Origin of the sequence: Chryseobacterium flavum (assembly GCF_003385595.1) — a bacterium.
Taxonomy (GTDB): Bacteria; Bacteroidota; Bacteroidia; order Flavobacteriales; family Weeksellaceae; genus Chryseobacterium; species Chryseobacterium flavum.
This window is the reverse complement of record NZ_QNUE01000006.1, coordinates 236,442-252,390: the sequence shown is the minus strand read 5'-3', so window position 1 is coordinate 252,390 and position 15,949 is coordinate 236,442. Positions and strand designations below refer to the sequence as shown.

At 37.0% G+C, this 15,949-nt stretch carries 16 protein-coding genes; 12 read left to right on the top strand and 4 right to left on the bottom strand.

Annotated elements, in window-relative coordinates:
- Positions 1-93: 93 nt before the first annotated feature.
- Entirely contained in the window at positions 94-555 is a 462-nt protein-coding gene (locus tag DRF59_RS09845; protein WP_115959171.1) for a thioredoxin fold domain-containing protein, read from the bottom strand.
- A complete protein-coding gene (locus tag DRF59_RS09840; RefSeq protein ID WP_185144917.1) occupies positions 552-2,618 on the bottom strand; it encodes a TonB-dependent receptor plug domain-containing protein in 2,067 nt (688 codons plus the stop codon). Before DRF59_RS09840 ends, DRF59_RS09845 begins: the two co-directional genes overlap by 4 nt.
- 123 nt (positions 2,619-2,741) lie before the next feature.
- On the opposite strand from DRF59_RS09840, the gene DRF59_RS09835 reads away from it, so the two are divergent.
- The 10 genes from DRF59_RS09835 to DRF59_RS09790 all read left to right on the top strand — a co-directional run bounded on the left by DRF59_RS09835 (position 2,742) and on the right by DRF59_RS09790 (position 13,203).
- Positions 2,742-3,893, top strand: a complete 1,152-nt coding sequence (locus tag DRF59_RS09835) for a homogentisate 1,2-dioxygenase (RefSeq protein ID WP_115959169.1) — start codon at positions 2,742-2,744, stop codon at positions 3,891-3,893.
- A 161-nt stretch (positions 3,894-4,054) separates the two neighbouring features.
- Complete coding sequence (locus tag DRF59_RS09830) at positions 4,055-5,566, top strand: succinate CoA transferase (RefSeq protein ID WP_115959167.1); 1,512 nt, start codon at positions 4,055-4,057, stop codon at positions 5,564-5,566.
- 205 nt (positions 5,567-5,771) lie between these two features.
- Positions 5,772-7,046 (top strand): acetyl-CoA hydrolase/transferase family protein, encoded by a 1,275-nt coding sequence (locus DRF59_RS09825; RefSeq protein ID WP_115959165.1) that lies wholly within the window; start codon positions 5,772-5,774, stop codon positions 7,044-7,046.
- Positions 7,047-7,181: 135 nt separating this feature from the next.
- Entirely contained in the window at positions 7,182-7,973 is a 792-nt protein-coding gene (locus tag DRF59_RS09820) for a hypothetical protein (RefSeq protein WP_115959163.1), read from the top strand.
- 236 nt (positions 7,974-8,209) lie between these two features.
- Positions 8,210-9,340 (top strand): 4-hydroxyphenylpyruvate dioxygenase, encoded by a 1,131-nt coding sequence (gene hppD / locus DRF59_RS09815; protein ID WP_115959161.1) that lies wholly within the window; start codon positions 8,210-8,212, stop codon positions 9,338-9,340.
- A 69-nt stretch (positions 9,341-9,409) separates the two neighbouring features.
- On the top strand, positions 9,410-9,871 hold the full coding sequence (locus DRF59_RS09810; protein WP_115959301.1) for a hypothetical protein: 462 nt from the start codon (positions 9,410-9,412) through the stop codon (positions 9,869-9,871).
- 57 nt (positions 9,872-9,928) lie between these two features.
- Entirely contained in the window at positions 9,929-11,176 is a 1,248-nt protein-coding gene (gene fahA / locus DRF59_RS09805) for a fumarylacetoacetase (protein WP_115959159.1), read from the top strand.
- A 98-nt stretch (positions 11,177-11,274) separates the two neighbouring features.
- Positions 11,275-11,688 carry a GxxExxY protein gene (locus tag DRF59_RS09800; protein ID WP_115959157.1) on the top strand — a complete coding sequence of 138 codons (414 nt, stop codon included), beginning with the start codon at positions 11,275-11,277 and terminating at the stop codon, positions 11,686-11,688.
- Positions 11,689-11,771: 83 nt separating this feature from the next.
- On the top strand, positions 11,772-12,593 hold the full coding sequence (locus DRF59_RS09795; protein WP_115959155.1) for a flavin reductase family protein: 822 nt from the start codon (positions 11,772-11,774) through the stop codon (positions 12,591-12,593).
- Positions 12,594-12,606: 13 nt separating this feature from the next.
- Complete coding sequence (locus DRF59_RS09790) at positions 12,607-13,203, top strand: hypothetical protein (RefSeq protein ID WP_115959153.1); 597 nt, start codon at positions 12,607-12,609, stop codon at positions 13,201-13,203.
- Positions 13,204-13,257: 54 nt separating this feature from the next.
- Here DRF59_RS09790 and DRF59_RS09785 read toward each other — a convergent pair whose 3' ends face one another.
- Together DRF59_RS09785 and DRF59_RS09780 are read right to left on the bottom strand one after the other, a co-directional pair.
- Entirely contained in the window at positions 13,258-13,770 is a 513-nt protein-coding gene (locus DRF59_RS09785; protein ID WP_115959151.1) for a hypothetical protein, read from the bottom strand.
- Positions 13,771-13,817: 47 nt separating this feature from the next.
- Positions 13,818-14,660 (bottom strand): alpha/beta hydrolase family protein, encoded by an 843-nt coding sequence (locus tag DRF59_RS09780; protein WP_115959149.1) that lies wholly within the window; start codon positions 14,658-14,660, stop codon positions 13,818-13,820.
- Between the two features lie 127 nt (positions 14,661-14,787).
- On the opposite strand from DRF59_RS09780, the gene DRF59_RS09775 reads away from it, so the two are divergent.
- Together DRF59_RS09775 and DRF59_RS09770 are read left to right on the top strand one after the other, a co-directional pair.
- Complete coding sequence (locus tag DRF59_RS09775; protein ID WP_115959147.1) at positions 14,788-15,561, top strand: HipA family kinase; 774 nt, start codon at positions 14,788-14,790, stop codon at positions 15,559-15,561.
- Positions 15,548-15,931, top strand: a complete 384-nt coding sequence (locus tag DRF59_RS09770) for a DUF3037 domain-containing protein (RefSeq protein WP_115959145.1) — start codon at positions 15,548-15,550, stop codon at positions 15,929-15,931. The genes DRF59_RS09775 and DRF59_RS09770 overlap by 14 nt, the downstream gene beginning before the upstream one ends.
- Positions 15,932-15,949: the final 18 nt, after the last annotated feature.

Below are 15,949 nucleotides of genomic sequence, written 5' to 3'. Positions count from 1 at the left end.
ATATAATTTTATCGCAGATAAAAATCCTTGCGTCTTATAAACAGATTAAAAAGAAATACCTTAGCGCCTTTGCGTTTCCCAACAAAGGACACCTTACAAAGCAGAAATTTCCTTTAGTTTCTGCTTCATTTTTTCAGGCGTCATCTGTCCTTCCTGATAATACACCAGATTCTGATGTTTATCTAAAAACACCCATAAAGGATAAACAGGCTGATTCTTATTCTTTGATAAAGCCAATGCCAACTCGTGAATTCCTGAATTCCCATTCTGCAGATATTCAAAATCCTGATTCTGGAAATGAATTTTCTCTTTGGTCTTCTCTGCCTCGAAATTGACAAAGTAAAAATGTTCATTCATCATAGTAACCAGCTCTTTATCTTTGTTCAAATGATAAGATTCAATTTTACAGACCGCACACCAGTCTGTATAAAGGTGGATCACAACCGGCTTGGGATTTTCTTTCTGCTGAACCTCAAGATCAGAAAAAGTGCCTGTCTTCATCTGTGACAGATAAAAACAAGGCACTAACATTAAAAATAAAGCTGATTTTTTCATTTCAAAGTATATTTTACTCCCAGAAAACCTCTGATCCCCTGCATCGGTGCATAACCGTATGCTGTATCAAAAGTATAATGATTAGGATTGTTGACAGGATCATCCACATATTTATCAAATGGGTCAAAAGGTCTCATCAAAGGGTCTTTAGGTCTGAAATTGAATAGATTCTTAATTCCGCAATACACTTCAAATCCTGATTTGAAACTCTTGGAAACCTGAATATTGGCTAAAGAATAGAATGGCGAATATTCAGGGCGATAGTCGTTCACCAGGACAGGAAGCCTCATCGGTCCGTAGAACTGTCCTGTAAAATCAATGGTCAGGCTGCTTGGAAACTTATAAGTCAGATTATAAGTACCACTCCATTTCGGGGCATGTAATTGTTGTATTTTTTGATTTTCATCATCAAATTTCTGATAGACATCAAGATAGGTTACTCCCACATTGACACTCAAAGGAAACTTAAAACTAAAATCCACATTCAAAGAAGCCCCTCTTGAAATTCCATATCCGTGAAGATTGTCATAAATAATTTTATCAGGGTCTGAATCAAAATCTCCAACAATTTTATTGCTGAAATAAGTGTAAAATGCAGAAGCATCCAGATTCAGCATACGGTTCCCAACCGGAATTTTCCAGATATAATTCAGGTTTCCGTTGACAGATCTCTCAGGTTTCAGGTCTGATTTTACTACCACTTCCCTTGAACCTGTCAATGCAGCGTGATCTTCTGTAAACAGGTTAACCACTCTGAAACCTGTTCCAAAATTAAAACGTAAGGTGTGATAAGGATTAGGATTAAATTTCCATGCAAACCTTGGCGAATGTACGGAATGGTGGACTTTATCATAATCATACCGGTATCCCAGCAATAAGGTGTTTTTATCATTGATCTCCCATTGATCCTGGATAAAGGCTCCCAAGATCGGAGATCGCATTGGTTCGTTGGTAATCCCGTCTGCCGCTAATGTTCCCGGAGTATTGTCATCATAAAAAGTTCTTTTGAAAGTAAGTCCGGCTGTAATATCATGTTTCCCGAAGCTTCTGTCCCAATAGGTCTGCACAAAAGCTACCTTTTGTGTAGCATTGAACGGATTGGATCCGTAAAACGAATTCTGGTCGTGATAATTATAAGAAAACTGAGTCACAATATGCTCTTTCATGGGCCATTCATATAAACCAAAAATCTCTGCTCTGTTGGTATATATACTTTCTCCATATGCCTCATCACTTCCGCGGAAGGACTTATTCCATTGCATTTCTCCGCCAAAGCGGTCTTCATACAGATATCTCATGGCAAAACTTGCCTGTCTGTTTTCCTTTCTTTTAAAATTCCATTTGTTAAAAACCGAAATCCTGCTCTGTAAGGTGGCATCTGTGAAATTATCTTTGTTCTGGTCTATTCTTTCCTGAAAACTGAAATAATTTAAACTTAATAATGAAGCTGCATTCCTTCCTACTTTGAATTTGGTGGAAAGATCCAGGTTATTTTCACTCCAGGTACTGGTCATCATATCAACACTCAGTTTAGGAGCTGTCAAAGCATTTTTGGTAATAATATTGATCACCCCTCCCATCGCTTCAGAACCGTAGATAGAAGATGCAGGACCCTTTACTACTTCTATTCTGTCCACCAGGCTATTTGGAATTCCGCTCAGTCCATATACCGTGGAAAGTGAGCTCACAATCGGCATTCCGTCAATAAGAATCATCGTATAAGGTCCTTCCAAACCATTGATGTGAATATCCCCTGTATTGCATACGGAGCAATTCAGCTGAGGTTTTACCCCATTTACCATAGCAATCGCTTCAAAAATACTGGGCGTCGGATTTTTCTGGAAAAATTTCTGACTGTAAATCTCTACTGCCACCGGACTTTTGGATCGGCTCATGGGTTTTATAGTACCGGTCACCACTACATCCTCTATATTACTTGTTTTGATTTTACTTTTTGCAGCTTTCACAGAGTCTTGTTTGATGCTTTGTAAACTCAAACTGTCCGTCTCCTGTGCGAAACAGTATGATGATAAAAAAGTAATAGAAAATAATATTCGCTTCATGAAATTAAAATTGTTAGACAAATCTAACAATTATTTTTCAAATACAAAACTTTGGCTAAAAAATATAGATTGAGCCAATTCATGAAAAATGATTAAATTTGAGAAACTACATATGAAAGTAAAATGAGATATCATCAATCGGGAAATATCCCACCAAAAAGGCATACAATCTTTAAGTCTCCGGAAGATAAATTTTACTATGAGCAGCTTTTCGGTACGGAAGGCTTCCATGGTATTTCTTCTCTGCTATATCATATCCACCGCCCTACTCAGATCAAATCTATCGGTGAGCCGAAAGATGTCACTCCTAAAATCGCTGTGGAAAAAAACATTACTCCCAGAATGTTTAAGGGAATGAATGTCACTCCTGAAAACGATTTCCTGGACAGCCGAAAAATTCTTTTGATGAACAATGATTTGAAAATGGGATTGGCAAAACCAAGAAAATCGATGGATTATTTCTACAAAAATGCGGAATGTGATGAGCTTTTGTACGTTCATAACGGAGCCGGAATTTTAAAAACATTTGTAGGAGATCTTGAATTCGTAACCGGCGATTATCTTATTATTCCGAGAGGAACCATTTATCAGGTAGAACTAAAATCTGATGATACTGTATTTTTCGTACTGGAAAGTCACTCTCCTATTTATACTCCGAAAAGATACAGAAATGAATTCGGCCAGCTTCTGGAACATTCTCCATTCTGTGAGAGAGACATGATTGCTCCTACTTTCAAAGAACCCGTTGACGAAAAAGGAGAATTCCTGATTAAAGTAAAAAAAGAAAACCAGATTACAGATTTCATCTACGCAACACACCCGTTTGATGTAGTGGGCTGGGACGGATATTTTTATCCTTATAAATTCAATATTAAAAACTTCGAACCCATTACCGGTAGAATTCACCAACCGCCACCGGTTCACCAGAATTTCGAGGGACACAATTTCGTAGTATGCTCATTCTGCGCAAGAATGTATGATTATCACCCGCAGGCTATTCCTGCTCCTTATAACCACTCCAATATTGATTCTGATGAGGTATTGTTCTACACAGAAGGTGATTTTATGAGCCGTAATCATATTGATTTGATGGATTTCACGCTTCACCCCGGAGGAATTGTACACGGACCTCACCCAGGTGCTATGGAAAGAAGTATCGGTAAAAAATTCACAGAAGAATATGCTGTAATGGTAGACCCTTTCCGTCCTTTAAAAATTACAGAAGAAGCTTTAAAAGTGGAAGATCCTTCTTATAAAACTTCTTGGCTGGAATAAATCTCAAAAAGTATTACTGAATACATACAAAAGACGCTTTAAATCCTTTATTTAAAGCGTCTTTTTTCGTAAATTTGTGAGGTATGGTTAACATATTTAACCATCATTATTTTTCATGACGCATCCTAAGTAATGGTGGTTTAAAACAAAATCAATATTACATGTTAGAAAGAATCAGATTAGAAAGTCTACGCGACAAAGTAACCACCGCGGAAAATGCAGTAAAAATCATTAAAGACGGTATGACCATCGGGTCCAGCGGCTTTACAAAAGCAGGTGACAGCAAGGCTATTTTGCCCGCACTTGCAGAAAGAGGAAAAACAGAAGATCTTAAAGTTACTTTAATGACAGGGGCTTCACTGGGACATGGTACCGATGGGAAACTGGCAGAAGCTAATGTTTTAAAGAAAAGAATGCCTTTCCAGGTAGATCCTATCCTAAGAAACAAAATCAACAACGGCGAAATTCTCTTCATCGATCAGCATTTAAGCGAAAGTGCCGAGCTTCTTCACACCAAAAACCTACAAAACATTGACGTAGCTATTATTGAAGCCGCTTATATTGAAAGAGACGGAAGTATTGTTCCTACCACTTCTGTAGGAAACTCAGTAACATTTGCCGCTCTGGCTAAAAAAGTCATTATTGAAATCAACATAGAAGTTCCCGAAGAAGTTTATGGAATCCATGATATATACCAGGCAGAAAATTATCCTTACAGAAATGTTATTCCCATTGTAGCCCCATGGAACAAAATCGGAAGAAAAAGCATTCCCATTGACCCGAATAAAATAGAAGCCATTGTTTTTACCAACCGTAAAGACAGCCCTGCAGATATTGCAGAACCGGACGAAAAAACAACAGCCATTGCCAGACACCTTCTTACTTTCTTTGAAAATGAAGTACGTTTAGGGCGTCTTACCGATCGCCTGCTTCCTCTTCAGGCTGGTATTGGTAAAGTTGCCAATGCTGTTCTTACAGGATTCAGGGACAGCAATTTTTATGACCTGACCATGTTTTCAGAAGTGCTTCAGGACAGTACTTTTGACCTGATCGATTCCGGAAAGCTGAGCTTTGCATCTGCATCTTCCATTACTGTTTCCAGGGAATGCTATGAAAGAGTTTTAGGAAACCTTTCAAAATATAAAGATAAGTTCGTTTTAAGACCTCAGAATATTTCCAATACTCCAGGACTGATCAGAAGATTGGGAGTAATAGCAATCAATACTGCTATTGAGTTTGATATTTATGGAAATGTAAATTCTACCCATATCGGAGGAACAAAAATTATGAACGGGATCGGTGGCTCAGGAGACTTTGCAAGAAATGCCTACTTAAGTATTTTTGTGACTCAGGCGGCTTCAAAGGACAATAATATTTCCCATGTCCTTCCAATGGTGTCTCATACAGATCATACTGAGCATGATGTTGATGTCCTGGTAACAGATGTCGGACTGGCTGATTTAAGAGGGCTGGCACCAAGAGAAAGAGCACAGAAAATTATTGATAACTGCGTTCACCCTGATTATAAGGAAGAACTGCAATCCTATTTTGACAGAGCATGCAAAAGAGGCGGCCACACCCCTCATTTGCTTGAAGAAGCTTTCAGCTGGCACCTGAGATTCTCTGAAACAGGAAGTATGAAGCAGAAAACAGCTGTTGAAACAGTTAATTAAAATTTTAATTAATAAGCATCAAATAAAAAGGACTGAATGCCCATGCATTTGGTCCTTTCTCTTTCATAATATTCCGGTTTTCTCTACATGATAAAAGTCTTTTAATATCTTTAAAATATTTGGAAAGGATATTATTATAAAGATTATCTTTGAAAGAAGAGAGATATTTTTATGAGGTGGAAAACACTATTAAAAAAGATAAGATATGAATAATTACATCAGCGCAGAAGAAGCAATATATACGATAAAAAGCGGAAATCGTGTCTTTTTTCACGGAAGTGCCTGTACTCCTAATTATCTGATTGATGAACTGGCAAAACAGTCTGACCGGTTGCAGAATGTGGAAATGGTTTCCATTACCCAGCAAGGAAATGTGGAAATTGCAAAACCACAATACAAAGACAGCTTTTTCATCAACTCTTTATTTGTTTCCACCCCTGTACGTGATGCTGTAAATTCCGACAGAGGAGACTTCGTCCCGGTATTTCTAAGTGAAATTCCTATTTTATTCAGAAAAAACATTTTACCTCTGGATGTAGCACTGGTTACCGTTTCTCCTCCGGACAGACATGGCTTCTGTACACTGGGAACCTCCGTAGATATTGCAAGAGCAGCTGTAGATACAGCAAAAATCATTGTGGCAGTTGTGAATCCGAGAATGCCAAGAACACATGGTGATGGTATGATCCACATCAGCAGGATTCATAAACTGGTATGGCATGAAGAGGAACTTCCTACAGTAGATTATGGCTCAAAGGTAGGTCCTGAAGAAATGCTCGTTGGAAAAAATGTAGCCGAACTCATTGAAGACAGATCCACTCTGCAGATGGGAATCGGAACTATTCCTGATGCAGTACTGAAATGCCTTACCAATCATAAAGACCTCGGAATTCATACGGAAATGCTCAGTGATGGTGTTATTGACCTGATTCAAAATGATGTAATCAACAATAAATACAAAGGTTATAACGATAATAAAACCATTACAAGCTTCTGCTTCGGAACCAGAAAACTCTATGATTATGTGGATGATAACACCGTGTTTGCCTTTAGGGATGTAAGTGAAGTTAATTTCCCCATAAATATTATGAGAAATAAAAAAATGGTGGCCATTAATTCTGCTATTGAAATAGATCTTACAGGACAGGTTTGTGCCGATTCTATCGGAACGCTGCAATACAGCGGGATCGGAGGACAAATGGACTTTATGCGTGGCGCAGCTTTAAGTGATGACGGAAAACCTATCATCGCGATTACCGCCAGAACCAAAAAGGGAGTTTCCAGAATTGTTCCCTACCTTAAACAGGGAGCAGGTGTTGTTACCACCAGAGGACATATTCATTATGTAGTTACAGAATATGGTACCGCATATCTGTATGGTAAAAATCTACGTCAGAGGGCGCAGGAACTCATCAGTATTGCCCATCCTGATGACAGGGAAATGCTGGAAAAAGCTGCATTTGAAAGGTTTAAACATTAATGATCAGATTAATAATTTTTTAGGTCAATATTTACATTTCCGAGAAACAGTGTTTTGCTTTCTGAGCTCCAAATCATAAAAAAGTATTAATATTTTGGCAGTATTTTTGATAAAACTCTTTCAAAAACATGGAAATTGAAAACAATATACAATTCGATACGAGAAGAAGTTGCACAGCATTCAAAGGTAAGAAATTCTGTTTTGGGGAATGTGAATGAATGGAAACGAAGCCATTATATTATTCTTTCCGAAATCATTAAAGAAGAATTATCTGAAGCTGAAGAACTTAAGGGAGGCAAAAAATTTGAAATAGGAAATACAATTTCTCACGTAACTTTACAACGTTTCTTTGAAAATGATTATCACGATAAAACCCACAGTGACTTAAGATTTTTAAAAACTCTTGATAAGATATGTATTTTTCTCGGGTATAAAGATCTTAACGATTATATTCTTACCGTAAAAGACAAGAAAAAAGAGGAACAGGCTGCAGATGATCAGTCATCCGTAATACAGATCGTGTATGATTATTGTGCCACTGCTTTTGAATTTTATAAACAGTTTCCCAAACATAACACCCATCTTTTTAAAGATCTTGTAATAGATGACTCACCATTTTTAGAAAGAGCATCACAATTCAGTAAAGAGCTGTGTGACAAAGATTTTCAATTGGTAACAAGAAACAACCGCTCCAACTATGAAGTATTTGACATTCATATCGTTACGAATGAGCCCGACAAAAAAATACTTGAATCCCAGGAGTTCTGGAATCTTCTGTTTAAAGTTGGAGAAACGGAAGAAGAACATTTTGTAAACCAGCTTACTACTCAGATCTATTTTATCCGGAAAATAAATGACAGCTGGAAGATATGGGATAATTACAATCCTGATGCCGGAATTTTAAACAAAAAAATCGGAACTATATAAATAAGAAAGCCGCAGAAAATTTCCTGCGGCTTTCATGTTCGAAACTTTTTTTTTCACTTTGTCTTTTGTATTACAAAAGTAGTCGCTGAGTCCTGAATTTAATAAACTTAAATATACTTAAGTAAACTTTTCTTTATTTTTATGTTAAATAAATACGAGGATTTCATTTTTATCCTTTCCCTATCTCTGAGATTTTTGTATTTTGCATACCAATAAAAAAAAGTAAAAAAGAAAATATGTCAACACTTACATTTGCCGAAAAAATTGCTCAAGCAGAGAATTTTTTACCAATTAATGGTACTGATTATATTGAGTTTTATGTAGGAAATGCAAAACAGGCTGCTCATTATTACAAAACCGCTTTCGGTTTCCAGTCTGTTGCCTATGCTGGGCCTGAGACAGGCGTAAGAGATCGTGCTTCATATGTTCTCCAGCAGGGAAAAATAAGATTGGTATTAACTACCGGCCTTAAGTCTGATTCTCCTATCAACGAACACGTAAAAAAGCATGGTGACGGAGTAAAAATCTTGGCACTTTGGGTAGATGATGCTTATGCTGCTTTTGAAGAAACAACAAAAAGAGGTGGAAAACCATATATGGAGCCGGTAACTTTGACTGATGAATATGGTGAAGTAAAAATGTCCGGTATCTATACATATGGAGAAACCGTTCACATGTTTGTTGAAAGAAAAAATTATAACGGAGCCTTTATGCCCGGATATGAAAAATGGGAAAGCGATTACAATCCTGAAGAAGCAGGATTATTATATGTAGACCACTGTGTAGGAAACGTAGACTGGAACAGAATGTTACCTACTGTAGAATGGTATGAAAAAGTAATGGGATTTGTAAATATCCTTTCTTTTGATGACAAACAGATCAATACAGAATATTCTGCACTGATGTCTAAGGTAATGTCCAATGGAAACGGATATGCTAAATTTCCTATTAATGAGCCTGCAGAAGGAAAAAAGAAATCCCAGGTGGAAGAATACCTTGACTTTTATGAAGGTGAAGGTGTACAGCACATTGCGGTAGCTACGAAAGATATCATTCATACAGTAAGCGAATTAAAAAAACGTGGTGTTGAGTTTCTTTCCGCTCCACCAGAGGCTTACTATGATATGGTTCCCGAAAGAGTAGGTCATATTGATGAAGATCTTAAAAAACTTCAGGAGTTAGGTATACTTATTGATCATGATGAGGAAGGATATCTATTACAGATTTTCACAAAACCTGTAGAAGACCGTCCTACCCTGTTCTTCGAAATCATTGAAAGACATGGTGCACAAAGTTTTGGTGCCGGAAATTTCAAGGCGCTATTTGAAGCGCTGGAAAGAGAACAGGAAAGAAGAGGAAATCTTTAATTTAACATTACATATAAAGTTTTGTCAGGATCCAAAGTCTTGACAAAACTTTTTTATAAAACACAGTATATGAGAAAATTTTTAATCGGAATTGTATTCCTTGGAAGCCTGAGCTTAAAAGCCCAATATGGAACTCTTAATGAGATTCTAAACAGACTTGAAGAAAGAAAAGGTATTAATCAGAATCTTGAAAGCGTAAATATTGACAACAAAAAGTTTGTTTTCATCAAAGATGAGGCAGATCATACGGAAAGAGATTTTATTATTATTAAAGGAAATAATGCCACCTATGTAGAGGTTTTCGATGATAAAGCTACCGGAGAAAGCAGTTCTAACGTTTTTACCGGAGATATTATCAGGAAAAATAATATTATTTCCCTGCGGGCAGATAAACTGGAGGATAAAAAAATTCCGCTGCCTGTTACCAAAACTTTGTTGCTAACGAAGCAAAAAGATATTCTCTATCTTATTGATGTCAATACAAAAGACCGATGGATTGATGAAGAATCTTATTCAGGCAAGGCAAAATAAGTATCCTGAAGGAAAAACAGCTTCTCAGGATGATTAATCTAACTAACATCTAAACTTATGAAATCATTTGTAGACTATTCCTCAAATTCGGATTTTTCTATACATAATATCCCCTTCGGAGTTGCAGTCTTTAATAAAGAATATATCGGATGCTGTACCAGGATTGGTGACCAGGTCATTGATCTTGCAACCCTTTATGATCTTGGTTATTTTGAAGATATCGAAGGACTGGATGATAATGTGTTTGAGGCTTATACCATCAACGAATTTATCGAACTGGGCAAACCGGTTACCAATGCTGTCAGATCTAAAATCCAGGCTTTATTGCAGGAGGGATCCACATTGTCTAAAGATCAGAAAACAATCGAAGAAGCATTCTATGATCTTGACAAAGTGAAAATGATGATGCCGGTACACATCCCTAACTATACGGATTTTTACAGCAGCATCGAACATGCCACCAATGTTGGAAAAATGTTCCGCGATCCGGCAAATGCTTTATTACCCAACTGGAAACATTTACCGGTAGGATATCATGGCAGAGCTTCATCAATTGTCGTATCCGGTACAGAAATTAACCGCCCTAAAGGTCAGATGAAGCCTGCAGATGCAGATAAACCTGTTTTCGGTCCGTGCAAACAGTTGGATTTCGAATTGGAAATGGCATTTATCATCAACAAAAATACGGAGATGGGAGAAAGCATTTCTACTAAAGATGCCGAAGACGCTATTTTCGGAATGGTTATTTTCAACGACTGGTCTGCAAGGGATATTCAATCATGGGAATATGTTCCGCTAGGGCCATTCCTTGCTAAAAATTTCGGTTCATCCATTTCTCCATGGGTGGTTACCCTTGAAGCTCTGGAACCATTCAGAACAGCTTCTCCAGTACAGGACCCTGAAGTTTTAGACTATTTAAAATTTGAAGGAGATAAAAACTACGATATCAACCTTGAAGTGTATATCCAGCCTGAAAACGGAGAGCAAAACCTGATCTGTGAAAGCAACTACAAGCACATGTACTGGAACATGACCCAGCAACTGGCTCATCATACCGTAAACGGATGTAATGTTGAGGTTGGTGATATGTATGCGAGCGGAACCATTTCAGGAAGTGATCCCAAATCTTTCGGATCTATGCTTGAGCTTACATGGAGAGGTCAAAATCCTATATCATTAAGCAACGGAGAAGAGAGGAAATTCATTGAAGACAATGATACAGTTACGATGAAAGCCTGGGCTGAAAAAAATGGCATACGAGTAGGTTTCGGAGAAGTTTCCGGTAAAATTATTCCAACAGTTTAATAACTATTTAAACACTTTAGTTTTTTAAGTTAGGATACTTATGATAAAATTAAGTTCACTTTAGTTTTGAAAACCTACGATTTTCATTTTCCTCTGTTATGATTACTCAAAAAGTCATTAATGATCTGTCTTATAAAGTTGTTGGAGCTTGTATAGAAGTTCACAAACTGGCGGGTCCGGGTTTATACGAAGATGCATATCATCAATGTTTGGAAAAGGAATTTAATTTAATAGGTTTACAATATAAAAGTGAGCTTGAAATACCATTTTTATATAAAGGAAGCCATATAGATTGCAAATTAAAATGTGATTTTTTGATTGAAGATCTGATTGTTTTAGAAATAAAATCAGTTACTGAAATTCATCAGATTCATAAGGCCCAAACTATGAATTATATGAATCTATTAAAAATACCTCGCTCAATCTTAGTTAACTTCAATGTTACCAATATTTATCATGAAGGCTGTGATTTCTTTGCTTCCAAATTATTTAAAGAACTCCCTAAAGAATGAAAATCAGAGATTTTCAAACTTAAGTGCCCTCATTAAGGTATTATTATAAATAACTAAAATAACTTAAGTGTCAAAAGAAAAAAATGAAAACAGTAATCCCCTCCGAGATAACCTCCGTACAGCTACAAACTATTATGCAGACAGCCGTTTCACCACGTCCGATTGCATTGGCTTCTACTGTAGACAAAGACGGTAACAGTAACTTATCTCCATTCAGCTTTTTTAATATGTTCAGTACGGTTCCGCCGATTCTGATTTTTTCACCTTCAAGACGGGTACGTGATAATACCACCAAACATACGCTGGAAAATGTTCATGAAGTACCGGAAGTGGTAATAGGAACAGTAAATTTCCCGATTGTACAGCAAATCTCTTTAGCATCTACAGAATATGAAACCGGAGTTAACGAATTTATCAAATCCGGCCTTACGATGAAAGATGCAGATTTGGTACAACCTAAACTGATTGAAGAATGTCCTGTTAATTTTGAATGTAAGGTTTTAGAGATAAAATCATTGGGAGATCAGGGTGGAGCCGGAAACCTTGTGATCTGCGAGGTTCAGAAAATTCATATCAGAGAAGAATATTTAAATGAAGCCGGAAATCTGGATCAGAAAAAACTGGATATGGTAGCCCGTTTGGGCAGCAACTGGTATTCCAGAAGCAATGAAAACAGTCTTTTTGAAGTACCAAAACCGTTGATAACAAAAGGAATTGGATTTGATCTACTGCCGGATGCTATAAAATACAGCAAAGTTTTTACAGGAAATGACCTGGGAATGCTTGCCAATACAGAAGTGTTACCTGCCAATGACTTCCATTCCGATGAAAATATTCATCTTGAGGCCCAGAAGTTACTTCTGGAAAGTAAAATTGAAGAGGCCTGGAAGGTATTAATCAGATAATTGAGTTACATTCATGAAAAAATATATTTTCTTTATCTTTCTATTCATAGCTTTACAGTCATGCTATTATCCGGTAAGGAAAGATTATGGCATTTACAGTAAAGCATTGGTGTTTTCTAAAGACAAAAAATGGTTGATTAATGACATCAGAACAGGGGTAGATTCCCACCACAGGGAAATGATGAGTAAAGAAACTCTTCAGCTATTTCAAAATTTAAGTAATGGTAATGCGTATGATTTAAAAATGGCAAAAGCGGGGAACCTCATTCAAAATAATATTCCATTTGAGCCGGAAAGTGAAGATCTTGAGACATTGAAAAACAATTCTGATTTTAATTTTCTGGTAAACATCTACACAATGAAGGTACGAAACGGTTTAGACAATTCAATTGGAACCCAGTATGAATATAAGAAAAATGAAACTTTTGCAATGATGGATGTTTATGATATTACAACCATGAAAAAGATATATTCTTTAAAAGCGTATTCGGAAGTTTCTGTAGATAAAGATCAGAAAGCAACCATTTTCACTCCTACAACTGAAATGATGACTATGAAAAACTTTAGAAGTCTTTTAAAGTCCGTAAAAAAGAATGCTGTTAAAAACTAAAGACATCTATTGATAACCAACAAAAAAGGAGTGAAAGTTTCACTCCTTTTTTTATTATTTGGATTTAAGCGATTCAGAAACAGTAATTTTCCCTTTTTCAGCAAAATCTGTTACCTTACCGTTTTTATCAATGGAAACATTCAGGTTGTCATTTTTCGCATCGTAGTAAATGCTTGTAGAATACCCCGGACAGTCGTGCTGCTTACAGCCTGTCAGCTTATAAATTCCGTTTTCAGATGCAATGGGGCTTTCAACATTGAAATTCTTTACCATTTCATCGTATTGGGATCCTGCCAGTTTTTTCAGCCTTTCTGATATACTTTTATCTTCAAAGAATTTAATATCATGCGGATATTTACCTACATTCTTGGTGATAATATTATCAGGAGCCGGAGCAGAAGGAGGTGGTGATGCAACAGAATCGTTTTTTGGAGTTGATACTGAGTCTTCCGGCATCGCAGTAGTAAGGGTATCCGTGCTGCTTACAGAAGATTCTGTTTTGATTTCTTTTTTACATGAAACAACAAATAATGACAGCGCGAATGCGCCCGCAATAACTTTTTTCATAATGATATTGATATGGTGATTAATATGTTAACGTAATTTTAAAACCTTTATTTTAATTTTTCTTTGATAAAATCAATACATTTTTTGGTTACAGTATTCAGATCCTTAGGTAAATCTGTTTCCGTCCATGGTTCTTTTGCCCCGAAAGTATGATTGGCATTTTCAATCAGAAACAGTTCGGAATTCGGGTGGAGAATATGAAGATGCTCTGCGTGTTTTACTTCTACAGCCTCATCTTCTGTTCCATGAATAATGAGCATATGTGCTTTTGCCATTTCTGCAGCTCTTTCCACATCAAAACGGTGAATATTCTGCTCATAATCCTCATAAAACTGGTAATAATGCGGCATTTCCTGTTTGGTACGTCCGTTAACCGCATAATACACTCCATTATTTTTCCAGTTTTCAAAAGCCTCTCCTTTTGGAAATCGGTCCAGATTATCAACACTGGCCAATGTTATCAACCCATTGATTCTTTCATCTTCAAAAGTTTTAATAATAGAAATACCCCCTCCCCTGCTGTGTCCCATCAGAACAATCTTTTCGTCATCCACATGAGGGTTTTTACTGAAGTGATCAATTACCACTCCAAGGTCAGAAAGTTCTTTGGAATAATTATTATTACCGAAAGCTTCGAGATCTCCAAAGTTCAGCGGATCATCTGTCGTTGTTCCGTTATGTGAAAAATTAAACTTGACGAAGAAAAATCCGGCTTCAGCAAACTTTTCAGCCATCAGACTCCAGGCACCCCAGTCCTTATAGCCTTTATATCCGTGAACAAATATTACAAGGGGAAGTTTTTGACCTGCATTCTGATAAAAAGCATCAGCAAGAAAACTTCTTGTTTCTTTATTTTCTAAGTATAAATTCTTTTCGACAATCAGATTCATAAGCAAATTTTCTTTCCTTTTTAAGAGGGTAATTTATGAAAAAAACTCTGTTTCCCAGTCTTCAATTCCTTATTTCTTTTATCGAAACTCAAGCCAAAGTTTATAAAAATAGCCTTATTTTTGCTTCATGCAGAATTTAAGAACGGTAACCGTTATGCGTTACATTCTGCCCCTGAGAGAAGGAGGATCTCTTCCCGCTCTGGCAGAAGCCGATGATGATTTCAAATATGTATTAAAATTCCGTGGTGCAGGCCATGGCGTGAAAATGCTGATTTCCGAACTTTTGGGTGGAAAGATTACCGAAGCATTGGGACTTAAGATTCCTGAACTTGTTTTTGTTAATCTTGATGCCGATTTCGGAAGAACAGAGGCCGATGAGGAAATCCAGGATCTGTTGAAGTTTTCCGAAGGTCTGAATCTTGGGCTTCATTATCTTTCCGGCTCTATTACTTATGATCCGGGAGTCAATGTAGATCCGCTTCTGGCTTCAAAAATTGTATGGCTGGATGCATTCATCACCAATATTGACCGTACTTTTAAAAATACGAATATGCTGATGTGGCATAAAGAACTCTGGATCATCGATAATGGTGCTTCGTTCTACTTCCACCACTCATGGCAGAATTTTGACGCAGCAGCTAAAACCCCTTTCAAATATGTGAAAGACCACGTGCTTCTTCCAAAAGCAAAAATGCTTGATGAAGCAGACAGGTTTGCTCATGAAGTTCTGAACGAAACGTTATTCCGGGAAATTGTCAATATGATTCCTGAAGACTGGTTACAATGGAATGACGCCGATGAAAGTCCTGCTGAAATCCGTGAGATCTATTTTCAGTTTTTGAAAACCAGATTAGAAAATTCTCAAACCTTTGTAAACGAAGCCAAAAATGCAAGAGGATAAAATATACGAATATGCGGTAATACGCCTTGTACCAAAAGTTGAAAGAGAAGAATTTTTCAATATCGGGCTGGTGATGTTTTCAAAAAAGGAAAAATTCATTCGCGTGGAATTCTATCTGTGCCCGGATAAGTTCAGGCTTATGCACAGTAAACTGGACTATGATGATATCATCCAGAATCTGGAGAGTTTCCGGAAAATTGCTGAAGGCCATAAAGATGGCGGTCCCATCGCTTTACTGGATATTCCTGAGCGTTTCCGCTGGCTGACAGCGGTAAGGAGTTCTGTGATACAGACTTCGAGACCTCATCCCGGTAAATCCAGAGACCTGAATATCACTTTTGGTAAACTTTTTGAGGAATTAGTAAAATAGCACCACCTCACAAAAAAA